Source organism: Phytobacter sp., from assembly GCF_059074235.1.
Genome location: NZ_JCACPZ010000004.1, coordinates 2,048,513 through 2,069,984, shown reverse-complemented (window position 1 = coordinate 2,069,984; position 21,472 = coordinate 2,048,513). Strand labels below are relative to the sequence as shown.

Annotated in this window: 13 protein-coding genes, 1 tRNA gene, 3 rRNA genes, 2 pseudogenes and 1 riboswitch; of the genes and pseudogenes, 15 read left to right on the top strand and 4 right to left on the bottom strand. The window is 53.3% G+C overall.

Annotated elements, in window-relative coordinates; all coding sequences use genetic code 11:
- Positions 1-23: 23 nt before the first annotated feature.
- Positions 24-144: riboswitch (TPP riboswitch) on the bottom strand.
- A gap of 52 nt (positions 145-196) precedes the next feature.
- Positions 197-700 carry a sigma D regulator gene (gene rsd / locus AC5JPW_RS13815; protein ID WP_494241083.1) on the bottom strand — a complete coding sequence of 168 codons (504 nt, stop codon included), beginning with the start codon at positions 698-700 and terminating at the stop codon, positions 197-199.
- A gap of 89 nt (positions 701-789) precedes the next feature.
- Here rsd and nudC point away from each other — a divergent pair, with 89 nt between their 5' ends.
- The 6 genes and pseudogenes from nudC to AC5JPW_RS13785 all read left to right on the top strand — a co-directional run bounded on the left by nudC (position 790) and on the right by AC5JPW_RS13785 (position 5,155).
- Positions 790-1,563, top strand: a complete 774-nt coding sequence (nudC, locus tag AC5JPW_RS13810) for an NAD(+) diphosphatase (protein WP_494241081.1) — start codon at positions 790-792, stop codon at positions 1,561-1,563.
- A 40-nt stretch (positions 1,564-1,603) separates the two neighbouring features.
- Positions 1,604-2,668, top strand: a complete 1,065-nt coding sequence (hemE, locus tag AC5JPW_RS13805) for a uroporphyrinogen decarboxylase (RefSeq protein ID WP_494241079.1) — start codon at positions 1,604-1,606, stop codon at positions 2,666-2,668.
- A 13-nt stretch (positions 2,669-2,681) separates the two neighbouring features.
- Complete coding sequence (gene nfi, locus AC5JPW_RS13800; RefSeq protein WP_494241078.1) at positions 2,682-3,353, top strand: deoxyribonuclease V; 672 nt, start codon at positions 2,682-2,684, stop codon at positions 3,351-3,353.
- A gap of 42 nt (positions 3,354-3,395) precedes the next feature.
- Positions 3,396-3,986 (top strand): YjaG family protein, encoded by a 591-nt coding sequence (locus tag AC5JPW_RS13795; RefSeq protein WP_494241077.1) that lies wholly within the window; start codon positions 3,396-3,398, stop codon positions 3,984-3,986.
- A gap of 186 nt (positions 3,987-4,172) precedes the next feature.
- On the top strand, positions 4,173-4,445 hold the full coding sequence (gene hupA / locus AC5JPW_RS13790) for a nucleoid-associated protein HU-alpha (protein WP_437434198.1): 273 nt from the start codon (positions 4,173-4,175) through the stop codon (positions 4,443-4,445).
- Positions 4,446-4,457: 12 nt separating this feature from the next.
- Positions 4,458-5,155: pseudogene (locus AC5JPW_RS13785) on the top strand (DUF1481 domain-containing protein).
- Positions 5,156-5,201: 46 nt separating this feature from the next.
- On the opposite strand, the pseudogene purD reads toward AC5JPW_RS13785, so the two are convergent.
- Both purD and purH read right to left on the bottom strand, forming a co-directional pair.
- Positions 5,202-6,495: pseudogene (purD, locus tag AC5JPW_RS13780) on the bottom strand (phosphoribosylamine--glycine ligase).
- A gap of 15 nt (positions 6,496-6,510) precedes the next feature.
- Positions 6,511-8,100, bottom strand: a complete 1,590-nt coding sequence (purH, locus tag AC5JPW_RS13775) for a bifunctional phosphoribosylaminoimidazolecarboxamide formyltransferase/IMP cyclohydrolase (RefSeq protein ID WP_494241075.1) — start codon at positions 8,098-8,100, stop codon at positions 6,511-6,513.
- A gap of 624 nt (positions 8,101-8,724) precedes the next feature.
- Between purH and AC5JPW_RS13770 the strand changes: the two genes are divergently transcribed.
- The 9 genes from AC5JPW_RS13770 to aceK all read left to right on the top strand — a co-directional run bounded on the left by AC5JPW_RS13770 (position 8,725) and on the right by aceK (position 20,515).
- A 16S ribosomal RNA gene (locus tag AC5JPW_RS13770) occupies positions 8,725-10,264 on the top strand.
- Positions 10,265-10,350: 86 nt separating this feature from the next.
- Positions 10,351-10,426 (top strand) — tRNA-Glu (locus tag AC5JPW_RS13765).
- A 220-nt stretch (positions 10,427-10,646) separates the two neighbouring features.
- Positions 10,647-13,554: ribosomal RNA gene (locus tag AC5JPW_RS13760) — 23S ribosomal RNA — on the top strand.
- Positions 13,555-13,649: 95 nt separating this feature from the next.
- A 5S ribosomal RNA gene (rrf, locus tag AC5JPW_RS13755) occupies positions 13,650-13,765 on the top strand.
- The 16S, 23S and 5S rRNA genes sit together here with 1 tRNA gene alongside, the layout of an rRNA operon.
- 175 nt (positions 13,766-13,940) lie before the next feature.
- Positions 13,941-14,369, top strand: coding sequence for a YjaA family stress response protein (locus AC5JPW_RS13750; RefSeq protein WP_494241073.1), 429 nt, complete (start codon positions 13,941-13,943; stop codon positions 14,367-14,369).
- 148 nt (positions 14,370-14,517) lie between these two features.
- Positions 14,518-15,447 carry a homoserine O-succinyltransferase MetA gene (gene metA, locus AC5JPW_RS13745; RefSeq protein ID WP_494241072.1) on the top strand — a complete coding sequence of 310 codons (930 nt, stop codon included), beginning with the start codon at positions 14,518-14,520 and terminating at the stop codon, positions 15,445-15,447.
- 264 nt (positions 15,448-15,711) lie between these two features.
- Entirely contained in the window at positions 15,712-17,313 is a 1,602-nt protein-coding gene (aceB, locus tag AC5JPW_RS13740; RefSeq protein ID WP_494241070.1) for a malate synthase A, read from the top strand.
- Positions 17,314-17,344: 31 nt separating this feature from the next.
- Positions 17,345-18,649, top strand: coding sequence for an isocitrate lyase (aceA, locus tag AC5JPW_RS13735; protein WP_494241068.1), 1,305 nt, complete (start codon positions 17,345-17,347; stop codon positions 18,647-18,649).
- A 120-nt stretch (positions 18,650-18,769) separates the two neighbouring features.
- A complete protein-coding gene (aceK, locus tag AC5JPW_RS13730) occupies positions 18,770-20,515 on the top strand; it encodes a bifunctional isocitrate dehydrogenase kinase/phosphatase (protein ID WP_494241066.1) in 1,746 nt (581 codons plus the stop codon).
- Between the two features lie 27 nt (positions 20,516-20,542).
- On the opposite strand, the gene iclR is transcribed toward aceK, so the two are convergent.
- Positions 20,543-21,370 carry a glyoxylate bypass operon transcriptional repressor IclR gene (gene iclR / locus AC5JPW_RS13725; protein ID WP_494241064.1) on the bottom strand — a complete coding sequence of 276 codons (828 nt, stop codon included), beginning with the start codon at positions 21,368-21,370 and terminating at the stop codon, positions 20,543-20,545.
- Between the last annotated feature and the right edge of the window lie 102 nt (positions 21,371-21,472).

The window sequence follows — 21,472 nt, the reverse complement described above, 5'->3', positions numbered from 1 at the left end:
GGCCCGTAAAGGCAGCAGCATAAAGCTGGATTACTCTTGTTCCCTTCGCAGGTATTAGCCTGATCAGGTTCCGCGGATCCCGAATAAACGGTCTCAGCCTTTTCCACTTTGAAAGCGGAAATATAGGCACTCCGACAAGAAAAACCCCCTCAGTTGCGGGGGGCTGTATGTAAACTACGCGTTAATCAGAAAGAACTCAAGCAGGGCGCGCCATTCCATTTTCGTCATTGGCGCTATGCTTAAGGTTGTTGTCGAAGGCCAGCACGATCAGCTTATCTTCAAGAGTGAAGCGAGCTGCCAAAGCTTCGCCGATGTCGGACAGCGCCTGCTGAAACTTAATGTAGTTGTCATCATCGATCGCATTTTCCAGGCTGGAGTCGTAGTACTCCATGATTTCGACGGTGTTGGCTTCTAAATGAGGGTAAATCTGAGTGGCGGCTAAAAGTGGGCTGGTCCCTTCCATTTCGTTGATAATCCGTTCATAAATATTGAAATGCCCGGCGGAAAGGTATTCGACCAGGTTATGACAGAATTCGTCCAGCGCTTTTTCGTTGAGCTGCATGTACGAGCCTTTGCCAGGTTTTATGCCAACCAGGTTGTAGTAATGAACCAGTAGCTGCTTACGTGTATACAGCCAATTGTCGACCAGTTCGTTACTTCCACCAATTCGTTCTGCCAGGGTTTCTAGCTGGTTTAGCATAATTGACTCCGCAATAGTAAGATTAAAAAACGCTCGAATGTAATAATAATGTTAACAACATGCCAGTAAAGCTAAGGTAGTGCAAACAAATGCATCGTATTATCGAGTCATCAGATAGTGGCTGGTGGATCGTAAGCCATGAACAAAAATTATGGTTGCCCGAGGGAGAATTACCACAGGGCAATGCAGGAAATTTCGATCTTGTGGGGCAAAGCGCACTTAAGATTGGTGAATGGGAAGGCGAGACGGTGTGGCTGATCCGTCAGAATCGTCGTCAGGATATGGGATCGGTTCGGCTGGTGATCGAGCAAGATCCTGGTCTGTTCCAACTGGCCGGGCGCGGTGTTCAACTGGCGGAGTTTTATCGGTCGCACAAGTTTTGTGGTTACTGCGGGCACACCATGCACCCCAGCAAAACCGAGTGGGCCATGCTATGTGACCACTGCCGCGAACGTTATTACCCGCAGATTGCACCCTGCATTATTGTGGCGATTCGCCGGGACGATAAAATCCTGCTGGCCCAGCATACTCGCCACCGAAATGGCATCTACACCGTTCTGGCTGGATTTGTCGAAGTGGGCGAAACCCTGGAGCAGGCCGTTGCCCGTGAAGTGATGGAAGAGAGCGGCATCAAAGTCAAAAACCTGCGTTACATCACCTCTCAGCCCTGGCCTTTCCCGCAATCGCTGATGACGGCTTACATGGCGGAATATGACAGCGGCGAGATCGTTATCGACCCTAAAGAGCTGATTGATGCGGGCTGGTATCGCTACGACGATTTGCCACTGCTGCCTCCTCCTGGCACCGTTGCGCGTCGGCTGATTGAAGATACGGTTGCGCAGTGTCGGGCAGAATATGAGTGACATGTTACACTGGGCGCATAAACGCTAAAGGAATGTAAACATGACCGAATTAAAAAACGATCGTTACCTTCGCGCACTCCAGCGCCAGCCCGTGGACGTGACGCCAGTATGGATGATGCGTCAGGCCGGTCGCTATCTCCCGGAGTACAAAGCGACCCGTGCGCAGGCGGGCGATTTCATGTCGCTGTGCAAAAATGCTGAGCTGGCGTGTGAAGTTACCCTTCAGCCGCTGCGCCGCTACAAGCTGGATGCCGCCATCCTCTTTTCGGACATTCTGACCATTCCGGATGCAATGGGGCTGGGGCTCTATTTTGAAGCTGGTGAAGGTCCTCGTTTTACCTCTCCCATCACCTGTCATGCGGACGTTGAAAAACTGCCGGTGCCGGACCCGGAGCAGGAACTGGGTTATGTCATGAACGCGGTGCGGACTATCCGCCGTGAACTGAAAGGCGAAGTGCCGCTGATTGGTTTCTCGGGGAGCCCGTGGACGCTGGCAACTTATATGGTGGAAGGCGGCAGTAGCAAGGCCTTCACCGTTATCAAAAAGATGATGTATGCCGAGCCGCAGACCCTACATTTGCTGCTCGATAAGCTCGCCAAAAGCGTCACGCTGTACCTCAACGCCCAGATCAAAGCCGGGGCGCAATCGGTCATGATTTTTGATACCTGGGGCGGTGTGCTGACGGGCCGCGATTACCAGCAATTCTCGCTCTACTACATGCACAAAATCGTCGACGGCCTGCTGCGTGAAAACGACGGTCGCCGTGTCCCGATAACGTTGTTTACCAAAGGTGGCGGGCAATGGCTGGAAGCGATGGCAGCAACGGGCTGTGATGCGCTGGGTCTCGACTGGACGACGGACATTGCCGATGCGCGCCGCCGCGTAGGCGATAAAGTCGCGCTGCAAGGCAACATGGATCCTTCCATGCTTTATGCCTCACCTGCACGCATTGAAGAGGAAGTGGCGACCATTCTTGCCGGTTTCGGCCAGGGCGAGGGGCATGTCTTTAACCTCGGGCATGGCATCCACCAGGATGTGCCGCCAGAACACGCTGGAGCGTTTGTGGAGTCGGTACATCGACTGTCCGCTCAGTATCACCGCTAAGGGAGGGGAGGGTATGGATCTCGCGTCATTGCGCGCTCAACAAATCGAACTGGCTTCATCCGTTTGCCGCGAAGATCGCCTCGACAGAGATCCGCCGATGGTGATTGGCGGTGCAGATGTTGGCTTTGAGCAGGGGGGGGAAGTGACCCGCGCAGCGATGGTCCTGCTGGCATGGCCATCGCTTGAACTTCTGGAGTACCAAGTGGCACGTATCCCCACCACCATGCCCTACATTCCTGGCTTCCTCTCGTTTCGTGAATATCCCGCGCTGCTGGCGGCGTGGGAGTTGCTCTCGCAGAAGCCCGACCTGCTGTTTGTCGATGGTCATGGCATCTCACACCCTCGTCGACTGGGCGTTGCCAGCCATTTTGGTCTGCTGGTGGATGTGCCAACCATTGGGGTGGCGAAGAAGCGCCTTTGTGGGCGATTTGAACCACTTTCCGACGAGCCCGGTGCCCGGGCGTCGCTTATCGACAAAGGCGAGGAGCTGGCATGGGTCTGGCGCAGTAAAGCGCGTTGTAACCCTTTGTTTATCTCCACGGGCCATCGGGTGAGCCAGGATACCGCGCTGGCGTGGGTCGAACGCTGTACGAAAGGCTATCGACTACCAGAGCCGACTCGCTGGGCGGACGCGGTCGCATCGGGCCGGCCGGCATTCACGCGTTGGCAGGCAATTCAGGGCTGATTCAGGTACACTGCCGCTAATTTCTGCATCTGAGAACTCATCATGTTACAAAACCCGATTCACTTGCGTCTGGAGAAGTTGACCACCTGGCAGCATGTCACCTTTATGGCCTGCCTGTGCGAACGCATGTACCCCAACTACGCCATGTTCTGTAAGCAGACAGAGTTTGGCGACCCGCAGCTTTACCGTCGTATTGTCGATCTGGTGTGGGAAACGCTGACCGTTAAAGATGCAAAAGTGAACTTTGACAGCCAGCTTGAGAAACTGGAAGAGGCAATTCCTTCCGCTGACGACTACGATATGTACGGTGTCTACCCGGCGATTGATGCTTGTGTGGCGTTAAGCGACTTAATTCATGCTCTGCTGAGTGGTGAAGCACAGGAGTATGCTGTCGAGGTGAGTAAGACCTCGATCACTACCGTAGCAATGCTGGAGATGACTCAGGCGGGTCGTGAAATGACCGATGAAGAGTTGAAAGAGAACCCCGCGGTAGAGCAGGAATGGGACATTCAGTGGGAAATCTTCCGCCTTCTGGCGGCCTGCGAAGAACGCGATATTGAGCTGATCAAAGGCCTGAGAGCAGACCTGCGCGAGGCTGGTGAGAGTAATATCGGTATAAATTTGCAGCAATGAGACAATAAAACGTGATTTAACGCCTGTTTTGTCGTCCTGGAAGGCTTCCCTTCGCACCCCCGTCTGGTCTACATTTGGGGGGCGAAAAAAAGTGGCTATCGGTGCGTGTATGCAGGAGAGTGCTTTTGAGGCATTTCCGTCGCACTCGATGCTTAGCAAGCGATAAACACATTGAAAGGATAACTTATGAACAAGACTCAATTAATTGATGTAATTGCGGACAAAGCTGACCTGTCTAAAGTACAGGCTAAAGCTGCTCTGGAATCCACTCTGGCTGCAATTACTGAGTCTCTGAAAGAAGGCGATGCTGTACAACTGGTTGGTTTCGGTACCTTCAAAGTGAACCACCGCGCTGAGCGTACTGGCCGCAACCCGCAGACCGGTAAAGAAATCAAAATCGCCGCAGCTAACGTGCCGGCATTTGTTTCTGGTAAAGCACTGAAAGACTCTGTTAAGTAAGACAGCGTGGCAGTGAACAGTTTTGTCGAAGGGGCGGTGACGCCCCTTTTGTCATGTCTGGCGTCGGTCATTCTGACGCTGGCGGGCATCTCTGTTTCTGACAGCCTGTAGTCACGATTCCTCACTCCCCCCCTTTACCGCCAGCGGTTATGCGGGCGACCAGGGTGCCGTGCGCTTATGGCGCAAAGACTGCTGGCAACGAAACACACATCCTTGCTGCCTTCAGTCCGTGGCATCACGGTAACACCTCCCTTAGCGAGTACCGCTGGCAAGGTGATGCGCTCAGCCTGATTGAACTCAATATCTATGGCAAGCAGCCGGAACACATTCGCGTGCGCTTCGACGATCATGGCGAGCTCAGTTTTATGCAGCGTGAGGTGAACGGTCAGAAGCAGCAAATTTCCAGCGATCAAATCGACCTTTATCATTATCGGGCTGACCAGATTCGCCAGACCAGCGATGCGTTACGTCAGGGACGGGTCGTGTTGCGCCAGGGGCGCTGGCATGCAAATGGTTCCGTTACAACATGCGAAGGTCAAACTATTAAACCCGATCTCGATTCTTTGGCTATCAGCCATATAGAGCGTCGACAGAATCATTCATCGGCGGAAGTGAGTGTGGCGTGGCTTGAAGGGCCGGAAGGGGCACAGTTGTTGCTGGTAGCAAACGAAGATTTCTGTACCTGGCAGCCGACTGAGAAGAACTTCTGACGCAATGTGAATGATGCCCGTCTCCCAAAGAGAGAGGGCGAAAAGATTACTTCTCTTGCTCACGCGCGATGGCGCGGTAACCGATATCCTTGCGGCTAAAGCTGCCCTCCCACTGAATACCTGTCATCAAGGCATTCGCGCGCTGCTGAGCTTCAGCAACGGTTTCACCCAGCGCCGTGACGCAAAGTACGCGACCGCCGTTGGTTAACACCTGATCGTCCGCAGACAGTTTGGTTCCTGCATGGAACACCTTACCTTCAGCGGAAGACTCCAGCGGCAGACCGTGAATCACATCACCGATGTTGTAATCACCCGGATAGCCACCCGCCGCAATCACCACGCCCAATGCCGCACGCGGATCCCACTCAGAGGTTTTCTCATCCAGATTGCCTTTGCAGGCGGCAATGCAGAGATCTACCAGATCCGACTGCATGCGCATCATGATCGGCTGGGTTTCCGGATCGCCGAAACGGCAGTTGAACTCGATAACCTTCGGATTTCCCTGTTTGTCGATCATCAGACCGGCGTACAGGAAGCCCGTATAAGTATTACCTTCTGCCGCCATGCCTTTTACGGTTGGCCAAATCACGCGTTCCATGGTGCGCTGGTGAACGACATCCGTCACGACCGGAGCCGGGGAGTAAGCGCCCATGCCACCGGTGTTCGGGCCTGTGTCACCGTCGCCCACACGCTTGTGATCCTGGCTGGTAGCCATCGGCAGCACATGCTCACCGTCAACCATCACGATAAAGCTGGCTTCTTCGCCGTCCAGGAACTCTTCAATAACAATACGGTGACCTGCGTCGCCAAAGGCATTGCCAGCCAGCATGTCATTAACGGCCGCTTCAGCTTCTTCCAAGCGTCATCGCAACGATAACGCCCTTGCCGGCTGCCAGACCGTCTGCCTTGATAACGATCGGTGCGCCTTTTTCGCGCAGATACGCCAGTGCAGGTTCCACTTCCGTGAAGTTCTGGTATTCCGCCGTCGGAATGTGATGACGCGCAAGGAAATCTTTGGTGAAAGCTTTGGAGCCTTCCAGTTGTGCTGCACCCTGCGTCGGGCCAAAAATCTGCAGGCCCGCTGCGCGGAAGGCATCAACCACGCCAATCACCAGCGGCGCTTCCGGGCCAACAATGGTCAGATCGATTTTTTCGTTCTGGGCAAAGCTCAGCAGTGCCGGGATGTCGGTCGCGCCAATAGCGACGTTCTGCAGCGCCGGCTCCAGTGCGGTACCGGCGTTACCCGGTGCTACAAATACGGTATCAACCAGCGGCGATTGTGCTGCTTTCCACGCCAGCGCGTGCTCACGCCCGCCATTACCAATTACTAATACTTTCATTGTCTGCTCCGTGGATTAGTGGCGGAAGTGACGCATGTCGGTGAAGATCATCGCGATGCCGTGTTCGTCGGCTGCGGCAATAACTTCATCATCGCGAATAGAACCACCGGGCTGGATAACGCAGCTCACACCAACGGCTGCTGCCGCATCAATTCCGTCGCGGAACGGGAAGAAGGCATCAGATGCCATGGCGGAGCCTTTCACTTCCAGACCTTCATCAGCAGCTTTAATACCCGCGATTTTAGCGGAGTAAACGCGGCTCATCTGGCCTGCGCCTATCCCGATGGTCATGTTCTCTTTGGCATACACGATGGCGTTGGATTTAACGAATTTAGCCACTTTCCAGCAGAACAGCGCATCACGCAGCTCTTGTTCTGTCGGCTGGCGCTTGCTGACAACGCGCAGTTCACCTTCGGTCACCATGCCGAGGTCACGGTCCTGAACCAGCAGACCGCCGTTAACACGTTTGAAATCGAGGCCTGGCACACGTGCAGTCCACTCACCGCAGGTCAGAACACGGACGTTCTGTTTAGCCGCAGTAATTTTCAGTGCTTCTTCGGTAGCAGATGGTGCAATGATCACTTCTACGAACTGGCGAGAAATGATCGCCTGTGCGGTGTCCGCATCCAGCTCACGGTTGAAAGCGATGATGCCACCGAACGCAGAGGTCGGGTCGGTTTTGTACGCGCGATCGTAAGCATCAAGAAGGGAGGTGCTGACAGCAACGCCGCATGGGTTAGCATGTTTCACAATCACACATGCCGGTTCCTGGAACTCTTTCACGCATTCCAGTGCCGCATCGGTATCGGCAATGTTGTTATAAGAGAGGGCTTTACCCTGCAACTGCTGTGCTGTTGCAACAGAGGCTTCTTTTACCTCTTCTTCTATATAGAAGGCAGCCTGCTGGTGGCTGTTCTCACCGTAACGCATATCCTGCTTCTTAATGAAGTTCAAATTCAGGGTGCGAGGGAAGCGACCCGCGGCTTCTTTGCTCTCGCCGTGGTAGGCCGGAACCATGCTGCCGAAGTAGTTGGCGATCATGCTGTCGTAGGCGGCAGTATGCTCGAAGGCTTTGATGGCCAGGTCGAAACGGGTTTCCAGGGTCAGAGAGGCCTCATTGGCATCCATCTCTTCAATAATAGCGTTGTAGTCGCTGCTCTTAACCACGATGGCCACATCTTTATGGTTCTTCGCGGCAGAGCGCACCATGGTCGGGCCGCCAATATCGATATTCTCTACGGCATCTTCCAGCGAGCAGCCTTCACGGGCAACGGTCTGGGCAAACGGGTAGAGGTTAACGACAACCATATCAATAGGAGAGATGCTGTGTTCAGCCATGATGGCATCATCCTGACCACGACGGCCGAGGATCCCTCCGTGTACTTTCGGATGCAGGGTCTTCACGCGTCCATCCATCATTTCCGGGAAACCGGTGTAATCGGAAACTTCGGTCACTGGTAAGCCTTTATCTGCCAGCAGGCGGGCAGTACCACCTGTAGAAAGCAGTTCCACACCACGTGCAGAAAGTGCCTGAGCGAATTCGACGATGCCAGCTTTGTCAGAAACACTGAGCAGAGCGCGGCGGACTGGACGACGTTGTTGCATGGTAAATCCCCTGGATTTGACGATAACAGAGAGCGTTAGCTGAATTTTCATCTAAAAACTCAGCTAACGCCCCTTACGGGGCTGCTTTTTTGCGCGGGCATTGTAACGAAAACGTTTGCGCAACGCTCGCGAATTTTTATCTTTCGATCTGGATCACTTAATTTCCTCCTCTATATAGATGTTCTGTTCTCGATTTATGGCGAAGAAACAAATCGATTTTGTGGATAACTCTGTGCGTAAGAGGGTATAAGGCGGGGTTTTGCTGGGGAATGCAGCAGTCAGTCATTTTTCTGTAATTTATCTATTGCGGCCTGCGGAGAACTCCCTATAATGCGCCTCCATCGACACGGCGGATGTGAATCACTTCACACTAACCAGCCGGTTCGGTTGAAGAGAAAAGCGAAAATAAGCGCTTGACTCTGAAAGAGGAAAGCGTAATATACGCCACCTCGCAACGGTGAGCGAAAGCCGCGTTGCACTGCTCTTTAACAATTTATCAGACAATCTGTGTGGGCACTCAAAGTGACATGGATTCTTAATGTCTTCGGACAATAAATGAATACCAAGTCTCAAAGAGTGAACACGTAATTCATTACGAAGTTTAATTCTACGAGCATCAAACTTAAATTGAAGAGTTTGATCATGGCTCAGATTGAACGCTGGCGGCAGGCCTAACACATGCAAGTCGAACGGTAGCACAGAGAGCTTGCTCTTGGGTGACGAGTGGCGGACGGGTGAGTAATGTCTGGGAAACTGCCTGATGGAGGGGGATAACTACTGGAAACGGTAGCTAATACCGCATAACGTCGCAAGACCAAAGAGGGGGACCTTCGGGCCTCTTGCCATCAGATGTGCCCAGATGGGATTAGCTAGTAGGTGGGGTAATGGCTCACCTAGGCGACGATCCCTAGCTGGTCTGAGAGGATGACCAGCCACACTGGAACTGAGACACGGTCCAGACTCCTACGGGAGGCAGCAGTGGGGAATATTGCACAATGGGCGCAAGCCTGATGCAGCCATGCCGCGTGTATGAAGAAGGCCTTCGGGTTGTAAAGTACTTTCAGCGAGGAGGAAGGCAATACGGTTAATAACCGTGTTGATTGACGTTACTCGCAGAAGAAGCACCGGCTAACTCCGTGCCAGCAGCCGCGGTAATACGGAGGGTGCAAGCGTTAATCGGAATTACTGGGCGTAAAGCGCACGCAGGCGGTCTGTCAAGTCGGATGTGAAATCCCCGGGCTCAACCTGGGAACTGCATTCGAAACTGGCAGGCTTGAGTCTTGTAGAGGGGGGTAGAATTCCAGGTGTAGCGGTGAAATGCGTAGAGATCTGGAGGAATACCGGTGGCGAAGGCGGCCCCCTGGACAAAGACTGACGCTCAGGTGCGAAAGCGTGGGGAGCAAACAGGATTAGATACCCTGGTAGTCCACGCTGTAAACGATGTCGACTTGGAGGTTGTTCCCTTGAGGAGTGGCTTCCGGAGCTAACGCGTTAAGTCGACCGCCTGGGGAGTACGGCCGCAAGGTTAAAACTCAAATGAATTGACGGGGGCCCGCACAAGCGGTGGAGCATGTGGTTTAATTCGATGCAACGCGAAGAACCTTACCTACTCTTGACATCCAGAGAACTTAGCAGAGATGCTTTGGTGCCTTCGGGAACTCTGAGACAGGTGCTGCATGGCTGTCGTCAGCTCGTGTTGTGAAATGTTGGGTTAAGTCCCGCAACGAGCGCAACCCTTATCCTTTGTTGCCAGCGGTTCGGCCGGGAACTCAAAGGAGACTGCCAGTGATAAACTGGAGGAAGGTGGGGATGACGTCAAGTCATCATGGCCCTTACGAGTAGGGCTACACACGTGCTACAATGGCATATACAAAGAGAAGCGACCTCGCGAGAGCAAGCGGACCTCATAAAGTATGTCGTAGTCCGGATCGGAGTCTGCAACTCGACTCCGTGAAGTCGGAATCGCTAGTAATCGTGGATCAGAATGCCACGGTGAATACGTTCCCGGGCCTTGTACACACCGCCCGTCACACCATGGGAGTGGGTTGCAAAAGAAGTAGGTAGCTTAACCTTCGGGAGGGCGCTTACCACTTTGTGATTCATGACTGGGGTGAAGTCGTAACAAGGTAACCGTAGGGGAACCTGCGGTTGGATCACCTCCTTACCTTAAAGAACCTGCCTTTGTAGTGCTCACACAGATTGTCTGATGAAAAGTAAATAGCAAGGCGTCTTGCCGAAGCAGACTTCAGTGTCCCCTTCGTCTAGAGGCCCAGGACACCGCCCTTTCACGGCGGTAACAGGGGTTCGAATCCCCTAGGGGACGCCACTTGCTGGTTTGTGAGTGAAAGTCGCCGACCTCTGTATCTCAAAGCTGACTTAATAAGTCATGTTTGAGATATTTGCTCTTTAAAAATCTGGATCAAGCTGAAAATTGAAACGACACATCATGTCTGTTCTCCGTAATAAGAACAGAACAGCGGTGTGTTCGAGTCTCTCAAATTTTCACGACATCGAACGGTGTTTTACGAAACATCTTCGGGTTGTGAGGTTAAGCGACTAAGCGTACACGGTGGATGCCCTGGCAGTCAGAGGCGATGAAGGGCGTGCTAATCTGCGATAAGCGTCGGCGAGGTGATATGAACCTTTGACCCGGCGATACCCGAATGGGGAAACCCAGTGTGTTTCGACACACTATCATGTCATGAATACATAGTGGCATGAGGCGAACCGGGGGAACTGAAACATCTAAGTACCCCGAGGAAAAGAAATCAACCGAGATTCCCCCAGTAGCGGCGAGCGAACGGGGAGGAGCCCAGAGTCTGAATCAGCGCGTGTGGTAGTGGAACGGTCTGGAAAGTCCGGCGATACAGGGTGATAGCCCCGTACACGAAAGTGCACACGTTGTGAACTCGAAGAGTAGGGCGGGACACGTGGTATCCTGTCTGAATATGGGGGGACCATCCTCCAAGGCTAAATACTCCTGACTGACCGATAGTGAACCAGTACCGTGAGGGAAAGGCGAAAAGAACCCCGGCGAGGGGAGTGAAAAAGAACCTGAAACCGTGTACGTACAAGCAGTGGGAGCCTTGATTTATCAGGGTGACTGCGTACCTTTTGTATAATGGGTCAGCGACTTATATTCTGTAGCAAGGTTAACCGTATAGGGGAGCCGCAGGGAAACCGAGTCTTAACTGGGCGTTAAGTTGCAGGGTATAGACCCGAAACCCGGTGATCTAGCCATGGGCAGGTTGAAGGTTGGGTAACACTAACTGGAGGACCGAACCGACTAATGTTGAAAAATTAGCGGATGACTTGTGGCTGGGGGTGAAAGGCCAATCAAACCGGGAGATAGCTGGTTCTCCCCGAAAGCTATTTAGGTAGCGCCTCGTGAACTCATCTTCGGGGGTAGAGCACTGTTTCGGCTAGGGGGTCATCCCGACTTACCAACCCGATGCAAACTACGAATACCGAAGAATGTTATCACGGGAGACACACGGCGGGTGCTAACGTCCGTCGTGAAGAGGGAAACAACCCAGACCGCCAGCTAAGGTCCCAAAGTCATGGTTAAGTGGGAAACGATGTGGGAAGGCACAGACAGCCAGGATGTTGGCTTAGAAGCAGCCATCATTTAAAGAAAGCGTAATAGCTCACTGGTCGAGTCGGCCTGCGCGGAAGATGTAACGGGGCTAAACCATGCACCGAAGCTGCGGCAGCGACACTATGTGTTGTTGGGTAGGGGAGCGTTCTGTAAGCCGTTGAAGGTGGCCTGTGAGGGTTGCTGGAGGTATCAGAAGTGCGAATGCTGACATAAGTAACGATAAAGCGGGTGAAAAGCCCGCTCGCCGGAAGACCAAGGGTTCCTGTCCAACGTTAATCGGGGCAGGGTGAGTCGACCCCTAAGGCGAGGCCGAAAGGCGTAGTCGATGGGAAACAGGTTAATATTCCTGTACTTGGTGTTACTGCGAAGGGGGGACGGAGAAGGCTATGTTAGCCGGGCGACGGTTGTCCCGGTTTAAGCATGTAGGCGGAGAGTTTAGGTAAATCCGGACTCTTTTTAACGCTGAGGTGTGATGACGAGGCACTACGGTGCTGAAGTAACAAATGCCCTGCTTCCAGGAAAAGCCTCTAAGCATCAGGTAACACAAAATCGTACCCCAAACCGACACAGGTGGTCAGGTAGAGAATACCAAGGCGCTTGAGAGAACTCGGGTGAAGGAACTAGGCAAAATGGTGCCGTAACTTCGGGAGAAGGCACGCTGATGGTAAGTAAAGCGACTTGCTCGTGGAGCTGAAATCAGTCGAAGATACCAGCTGGCTGCAACTGTTTATTAAAAACACAGCACTGTGCAAACACGAAAGTGGACGTATACGGTGTGACGCCTGCCCGGTGCCGGAAGGTTAATTGATGGGGTTATCCGTAAGGAGAAGCTCTTGATCGAAGCCCCGGTAAACGGCGGCCGTAACTATAACGGTCCTAAGGTAGCGAAATTCCTTGTCGGGTAAGTTCCGACCTGCACGAATGGCGTAATGATGGCCAGGCTGTCTCCACCCGAGACTCAGTGAAATTGAACTCGCTGTGAAGATGCAGTGTACCCGCGGCAAGACGGAAAGACCCCGTGAACCTTTACTATAGCTTGACACTGAACATTGAGCCTTGATGTGTAGGATAGGTGGGAGGCTTTGAAGCGTGGACGCCAGTCTGCGTGGAGCCAACCTTGAAATACCACCCTTTAATGTTTGATGTTCTAACGTAGACCCGTAATCCGGGTTGCGGACAGTGTCTGGTGGGTAGTTTGACTGGGGCGGTCTCCTCCTAAAGTGTAACGGAGGAGCACGAAGGTTAGCTAATCCTGGTCGGACATCAGGAGGTTAGTGCAATGGCATAAGCTAGCTTGACTGCGAGAGTGACGGCTCGAGCAGGTGCGAAAGCAGGTCATAGTGATCCGGTGGTTCTGAATGGAAGGGCCATCGCTCAACGGATAAAAGGTACTCCGGGGATAACAGGCTGATACCGCCCAAGAGTTCATATCGACGGCGGTGTTTGGCACCTCGATGTCGGCTCATCACATCCTGGGGCTGAAGTAGGTCCCAAGGGTACGGCTGTTCGCCGTTTAAAGTGGTACGCGAGCTGGGTTTAGAACGTCGTGAGACAGTTCGGTCCCTATCTGCCGTGGGCGCTGGAGAATTGAGGGGGGCTGCTCCTAGTACGAGAGGACCGGAGTGGACGCATCACTGGTGTTCGGGTTGTCATGCCAATGGCATTGCCCGGTAGCTAAATGCGGAAAAGATAAGTGCTGAAAGCATCTAAGCACGAAACTTGCCCCGAGATGAGTTCTCCCTGACTCCCTGAGAGTCCTGAAGGAACGTTGAAGACGACGACGTTGATAGGTCGGGTGTGTAAGCGTAGCGATACGTTGAGCTAACCGATACTAATGAACCGTGAGGCTTAACCTTACAACGCCGAAGGTGTTTTGGCGTGAAGAGACGAAATTTTTAGCTTGAACCGGATTAATCGACAGGTCCAGAGGACGTGTTGATAACAGAATTTGCCTGGCGGCAACAGCGCGGTGGTCCCACCTGACCCCATGCCGAACTCAGAAGTGAAACGCCGTAGCGCCGATGGTAGTGTGGGGTCTCCCCATGCGAGAGTAGGGAACTGCCAGGCATCAAATAAGTGAAGAGCCCATCCGGAAGGATGGGCTTTTTGCGTTTTTATGATTTTAAACGTCAAAAGATCCACTACGTGCAATCTTAAACAGAAAAGCCTTATGCGAAAGCGTGGGGCTTTTTTGCTATTGTTAAATCTGACTTTTTTGAACGAATCGCTAAAGGATCTGGCTATGACGGTTCTCTATGTTCAGCTTTATCAAAATCGGATGGTTGTTCGCAATCTCGATACCCGCCAGCAGGTTTCTGGTAATCATATCTTCAGCAATCAACGCATTATTATCGCTGATTTTTTTGAGGCAGAAGGCTTCCTCGCTCATCTTATTCAGCAAGTTGCGCCTCGTTCCTTCTGGCATGCACTGCCGGGAGTGGGGAAATTAACGATCCTGAGCCACGCGCTGGAGATGAATGAGGGCGGTTTATCACCCGTCGAAGAACGTGCACTACTGGAAATGACCTTTGGTGCCTCACGTGGCAGGTGTCGTTACCCGAAAGTTATCGCCGATCAAACCCCACTGAATGATGATCAGGTGTTGCTCGCCCTCGCTCGTCAGCAAGACTCAATGACCCCGCCTGACAAGCGTCCCAAAATCATCAGCTAATCTTATCTATGAATGACGTTACGGCTCGGCCGTGACGTGAAACTTTCTCACCTTCCACATGCAGACTCGACATTTGCCTGATTTCTGGGTATCGTTCCAGCTGTCTGGATGTCTAAACGTTTAAACGTATGCAGTGAGGATATAAGTTATGCCGATTCGGGTGCAGGACGAGCTACCAGCCGTCAATTTCTTGCGTGATGAAAACGTCTTTGTCATGACAACATCACGTGCAACAGGTCAGGAAATTCGTCCGCTGAAGGTACTTATCCTCAATCTGATGCCAAAAAAAATCGAGACGGAGAACCAGTTCCTGCGTCTGCTTTCCAACTCTCCGCTGCAGGTTGACGTCAGACTATTGCGTATTGATGCACGTGAATCCCGCAACACACCTGCGGAACATCTGAACAATTTCTACTGCAACTTCGACGAAATCAGCGAAGAAAACTTCGATGGATTGATCGTCACCGGCGCACCACTGGGTCTGGTTGAGTTTAACGATGTTGCCTACTGGCCGCAGATCCAGCAGGTACTGGAGTGGGCAAAAGATCACGTCACCTCAACGCTGTTTGTCTGTTGGGCTGTACAGGCGGCTCTCAATATTCTGTACGGTATTCCAAAACAGACCCGTGAAGAAAAACTCTCCGGCGTCTATGAGCATCATATTCTCCACCCACATGCACTACTGACGCGTGGGTTTGACGATACTTTCCTGGCTCCGCATTCACGTTACGCCGACTTCCCGGCAGCACTGATCCGCGACTATACCGATCTGGAAATTCTTGCTGAAACAGATGGTGGTGATGCCTATCTGTTCGCCAGTAAAGATAAGCGTATCGCTTTTGTAACCGGACACCCGGAGTATGATGCCGACACTCTGGCAGGTGAATATTTCCGCGATGCGGATGCCGGGCTGTCACCGGACGTTCCCTACAACTATTTCCCTAAAAACGATCCGCAGAACAAGCCGCACGCGACCTGGCGCAGTCATGGAAATCTACTGTTTATCAACTGGTTGAACTACTACGTCTACCAGATCACTCCGTTCGATTTACGCCATATGAACCCCACGCTGGACTGATCCTCATCCAGGATCTTTAACCGTTTCAGCATCGCTTAAAGGCACCTTCGGGTGCCTTTTTTATTTCCGAAACTTACTCCACATTGTATTAAAACTTTAAATCATTTGTTATCAATGCGTTAATTTGATTTTAAATTAAAAATGGAAATTGTTTTTGATTTTGATTTTTAATTGAGTAGTCTTATTTCTGCTGAACGAAAAAACGACAACGATCTTTCGTTCACGATGGGGGACGTATTCGGATCAATGACGAGGAGCAGCGTAATGACACAACAGGCGACGACGACGGACGAATTGGCTTTTAATAAGCCTTATGGCGAGCTGGAAAAGCACATTCTCACGCCCGAAGCGGTGGAGTTTCTGACTGAACTGGTTACGCGCTTTACGCCACAACGCAATAAACTGCTGGCTGCACGCATTCAGCAACAGCAGGATATTGATGATGGAAAGCTTCCAGATTTTATTTCGGAAACGAATTCCATTAGAAATTCTGAGTGGAAGATTCGCGGTATCCCGGATGACCTGATGGATCGTCGTGTAGAGATCACCGGGCCAGTGGAACGCAAGATGGTGATCAATGCGCTGAATGCCAATGTGAAGGTCTTCATGGCGGACTTTGAGGATTCCCTCTCGCCAGACTGGAACAAAGTGATTGACGGTCAGATCAACCTGCGTGACGCAGTTAATGGCACCATCAGCTATACCAACGAAGCCGGCAAAATTTACCAGCTCAAACCGAATCCGGCGGTATTGATTTGTCGTGTGCGTGGTCTGCATTTGCCGGAAAAACATGTGACCTGGCGCGGCGAAGCCATTCCAGGCAGCCTGTTTGATTTTGCGCTCTACTTTTTCCACAACCACAAAGCGTTGCTGGCAAAAGGCAGCGGCCCTTACTTCTATCTGCCAAAAACGCAGGCCTGGCAGGAGGCCGCCTGGTGGAGTGAGGTCTTCAGCTACACCGAGGATCGCTTCAACCTGCCGCGCGGCACCATCAAAGCGACATTGCTGATTGAAACGCTGCCTGCCGTCTTCCAGATGGATGAGATCCTGCATGCACTCCGCGACCATATCGTGGGTCTGAACTGCGGCCGCTGGGACTACATCTTTAGCTATATCAAAACATTGAAAAATCACCCGGACCGCGTCTTGCCGGATCGCCAGGTGGTCACGATGACCAAGCCATTCCTTAACGCTTATTCCCGCCTGTTGATCAAAACCTGCCACAAGCGTGGCGCGTTTGCGATGGGCGGCATGGCGGCCTTTATCCCTAGCAAAGATGCAGACCGCAATAGCCAGGTGCTCGGCAAAGTGAAGGCGGACAAAGAGCTGGAAGCGAAGAATGGCCACGACGGCACCTGGATTGCCCATCCGGGCCTGGCGGATACCGCAATGGAGGTCTTCAGCCAGGTGCTGGGTGATAACAAAAACCAACTCTACGTAACCCGTTGTGAAGATGCGCCGATTACTGCCGGGCAGTTGCTGGCCGCTGCAGAGGGTGAGCGTACCGAGGAGGGGATGCGCGCCAACATTCGCGTGGCCGTGCAGTACATCGAAGCGTGGATCTCCGGCAATGGTTGCGTGCCGATTTACGGTCTGATGGAAGATGCTGCCACTGCGGAGATCTCGCGCACTTCAATCTGGCAGTGGATTCGCCATGAGAAAACGCTCAGCAACGGCAAACCCGTTACCAAAGCCCTGTTCCGCCAGATGCTCGCCGAAGAGATGCGGGTTATTCAGGACGAGTTGGGTGAACACCGCTTCAGCAGCGGCCGTTTCGATGATGCCGCCCGGTTGATGGAGCAGATCACCACGTCTGATGAGTTGATCGATTTTCTGACGCTGCCGGGCTACCGCCTGCTTGCCTAACCCACCACATAAAAAAATGGAGCATCTGCACATGAAGACTCGTACCCAACAAATCGAAGAATTACAAAAAGAATGGACGAAACCGCGCTGGGAAGGCATTACCCGCCCGTACAGCGCAGAAGAGGTGGTGAAGTTACGTGGCTCGGTGAACCCGGAATGTACGCTGGCGCAACTGGGCGCGGCGAAAATGTGGCGTTTACTGCATGGTGAATCGAAAAAAGGCTACGTGAACAGCCTCGGTGCACTGACCGGTGGGCAGGCACTGCAGCAGGCGAAAGCAGGGGTGGAAGCCATTTATCTGTCTGGCTGGCAGGTCGCGGCGGATGCTAACCTGGCCTCCAGCATGTACCCGGATCAATCGCTCTACCCGGCCAACTCTGTCCCGTCCGTGGTGGATCGGATCAACAATACCTTCCGCCGTGCGGATCAGATCCAGTGGTCGTCCGGTATTGAACCTAACGATCCGCGCTATGTGGATTACTTCCTGCCGATCGTCGCAGATGCGGAAGCCGGGTTTGGTGGCGTGCTGAATGCTTTTGAACTGATGAAATCGATGATTGAAGCCGGTGCAGCGGCAGTACATTTCGAAGATCAGCTCGCCTCGGTGAAAAAATGCGGTCATATGGGCGGTAAAGTGTTGGTGCCGACACAGGAGGCGATTCAGAAACTGGTGGCTGCACGTCTGGCCGCCGATGTGCTGGGTGTTCCGACGCTGGTGATTGCACGTACCGATGCTGACGCAGCCGATCTGATCACCTCTGATTGCGACCCATACGACAGTGAATTCATCACCGGTGAGCGTACCAGCGAAGGGTTCTACCGTACCCATGCGGGCATTGAGCAGGCGATCAGCCGCGGGCTGGCCTATGCGCCTTATGCAGACCTGGTGTGGTGTGAAACCTCAACGCCAGACCTGGCGCTGGCGAAGCGATTTGCCGATGCGATTCATGCGAAATTCCCCGGCAAACTACTGGCCTACAACTGCTCGCCATCGTTTAACTGGCAGAAGAATCTGGACGATAAAACCATCGCCAGCTTCCAGCAGCAGCTTTCAGATATGGGCTACAAGTACCAGTTCATCACTCTGGCGGGCATTCACAGCATGTGGTTCAACATGTTCGACCTGGCGCGTTCTTATGCGCAGGGCGAGGGGATGCGTCACTACGTCGAGAAGGTACAGCAACCGGAATTTGCTGCCGCCAAAGAGGGTTACACCTTTGTGTCCCATCAGCAGGAAGTGGGCACGGGCTACTTCGATAAGGTGACCACCATCATTCAGGGCGGTGTGTCGTCAGTGACTGCACTGACCGGATCGACGGAAGAGTCGCAGTTCTGATTTGCCCCTCACCCTAACCCTCTCCCTGAGGGAGAGGGGATTGATCGGTGGAATATGGGGAATTGGCACGATTGTTTTCTCCCTCTCCCCTTTGGGAGAGGGTCGGGGTGAGGGGAAAAGATGTCGCGTGGCCTGGAATTACTGATTGCACAAACTATTCTGCAGGGTTTCGACGCCCAATATGGCCGGTTTCTTGAAGTCACCTCCGGTGCGCAGCAACGATTTGAACAGGCCGACTGGCATGCCGTGCAGCAGGCGATGAAGCAGCGTATCCACCTTTACGATCACCATGTCGGACTGGTGGTAGAGCAACTGCGCTGTATTACCGACAACCAGCGTCCTGATCCGGCTTTCCTGCTGAGTGTCAAAGCACACTACACCCGACTTCTGCCTGATTACCCGCGCTATGAAATTGCCGAGAGCTTTTTTAACTCCGTTTACTGCCGCCTGTTCGATCATCACGCGCTGACCCCTGAGCGGTTATTCATTTTTAGCTCTCAACCGGAACGTCACTTTCGCGGTCATGCCCGTCCGCTGGCGAAGGATTTTTATCCGGACGCGGGCTGGGAAACGCTGCTCACACGCGTGCTGAGCGATTTACCGCTGCGCCTGCCCTGGCAGGACAAAGCGCGGGACGTGGGTTACATCATTGCCCATCTGGTGGACACCTTTGGCACTGATGTTTTGCGTCTGGCGCACCTGCAAATCGCCAATGAACTCTTCTATCGCAACAAAGCAGCCTGGCTGGTCGGCAAACTGGTCACGCCTGCGGGAACACTGCCCTTTTTACTGCCTGTTCATCGTTCGGATGAGGGGGAGTTGTTTGTCGATACCTGTCTGACAGCGATTTCTGAAGCGAGCATCGTGTTTGGCTTTGCCCGTTCTTACTTCATGGTGTATGCCCCGCTGCCTGCCGCCCTGGTGGAGTGGTTACGGGAAATTCTGCCTGGGAAAACCACCGCTGAACTGTATATGGCGATTGGCTGCCAGAAGCACGGCAAAACGGAAAGTTACCGTGAATATCTCACCTATCTTGCAGGCAGCGATGAGCCGTTTATTGAAGCGCCGGGCATTCGCGGCATGGTGATGCTGGTCTTCACGCTGCCAGGTTTCGACCGGGTGTTTAAAGTCATCAAAGATCAGTTCCCACCGCAAAAAGAGATGAGCGCGGCCCATGTGCGCGCGTGCTACCAACTGGTCAAAGAGCACGATCGTGTGGGACGCATGGCGGACACCCAGGAGTTCGAAAACTTCGTGCTGGAAAAGCGCCGCATAGCACCGGAATTAATGGCGTTGCTGCTTCAGGAAGCACCACAGAAAATCACCGACCTCGGCGATCGCATCGCCATTAGCCACCTTTATATTGAGCGGCGAATGGTGCCGCTTAATCTCTGGTTCGAGCGGGTGAAAGGCCAGCAGTTGCGGGATGCGGTAGAGGAGTACGGCAATGCCATTCGCCAACTTGCCGCCGCCAATATCTTCCCCGGCGACATGTTGTTTAAAAACTTTGGTGTGACCCGGCATGGGCGCGTGGTGTTCTACGACTACGATGAGATTTGCTATATGACGGAGGTGAACTTCCGTGATATTCCACCGCCGCGTTATCCGGAAGATGAGCTGAGTGCGGAGCCCTGGTACAGCGTGACGCCGGGCGATGTGTTCCCGGAAGAGTTTCGTCACTGGCTGTGCGCTGACCCAGAGATTGGCCCGCTGTTTGAAGAGATGCATGCCGACCTGCTGCGTGCAGATTACTGGCGGGAGCTACAAACGCGAATCAAAAATGGTCACGTCGAGGATGTGTACGCCTACCGCCGACGCCAGCGTTTCATGTTTTCTCCCTCTCCCCGTGGGAGGGGGTTGGGGTGAGGGCATCAGGCTACACCGGATAAAAGCTCAGCGGATCCCGCCGTACGCCAGCGTCACCTCTTTCGCCGCTTTAATCGCCATGGCTCCCAGCTCCGTTACCCGGTCGTCAGTGATACGGGAAATCGGGCCGGAGATAGATATGGCTGCAAACGGAAGGCCGTGTTCGTCGTGAATACAGGCGGCGACGCAGCGCAGGCCCAGCGCATGCTCTTCATCATCAAAAGAGTAACCACGCTTGCGGGTCTGGGCGAGATCTTCTTTGAGGTGTACCGGCGACACCAAAGTCGCATGGGTATAGGCATGCAGCCCCTTGCGGTGCAACAAACTGGAGACCTGGTCATCGTTCAGATTGGCCAGAAACGCTTTCCCTGCGCCGGAAGCATGCATCGGCAGCTTGCCGCCAATCGGCGCAGACATACGCATAAGCTGAGTGCACTGCACCTGGTCGATAATAATGGCCTGGTGATCGCTCTGGTCCAGCACCGCCAGGTTAACCGTCTCACCGGAGTTTTCCATCAGGGTGCGCAGAATCGGGTGCACAATGGCCATCAGATTGCGGCTTTGCAAGAAGCTGCTGCCGACGATAAAGGCATGTGCCCCAACGGACCAGTGCCCGAGCTCACCGACCTGGCGCACAAAGCCAAGCTGCTGCATGGTGGTCAGTAAGCGGTGGGTGGTAGAGTTGGGTAAGCCAGCCTGCTGCGCCAGTTCGGTTAAGGCCACGCTGCCGTGGGACTCCGCAATGGACTCCAGCAGTTTAAGGCCGCGGGTTAAAGACTGAACCTGACCGGTGGGTTGCGCGGCAGCGGCAGTAGCGGGTTTTCTGCCGCGTTTGGCGGGAACATTGGCAACCATGGCTGACTCCTTTTCTGTATCGTGGAAATCATTTTCGTTTTATAGAATTATAATGCAACCCCACAAAATACTGATCGGATGAGTTCAGGTGAACATCTCTCA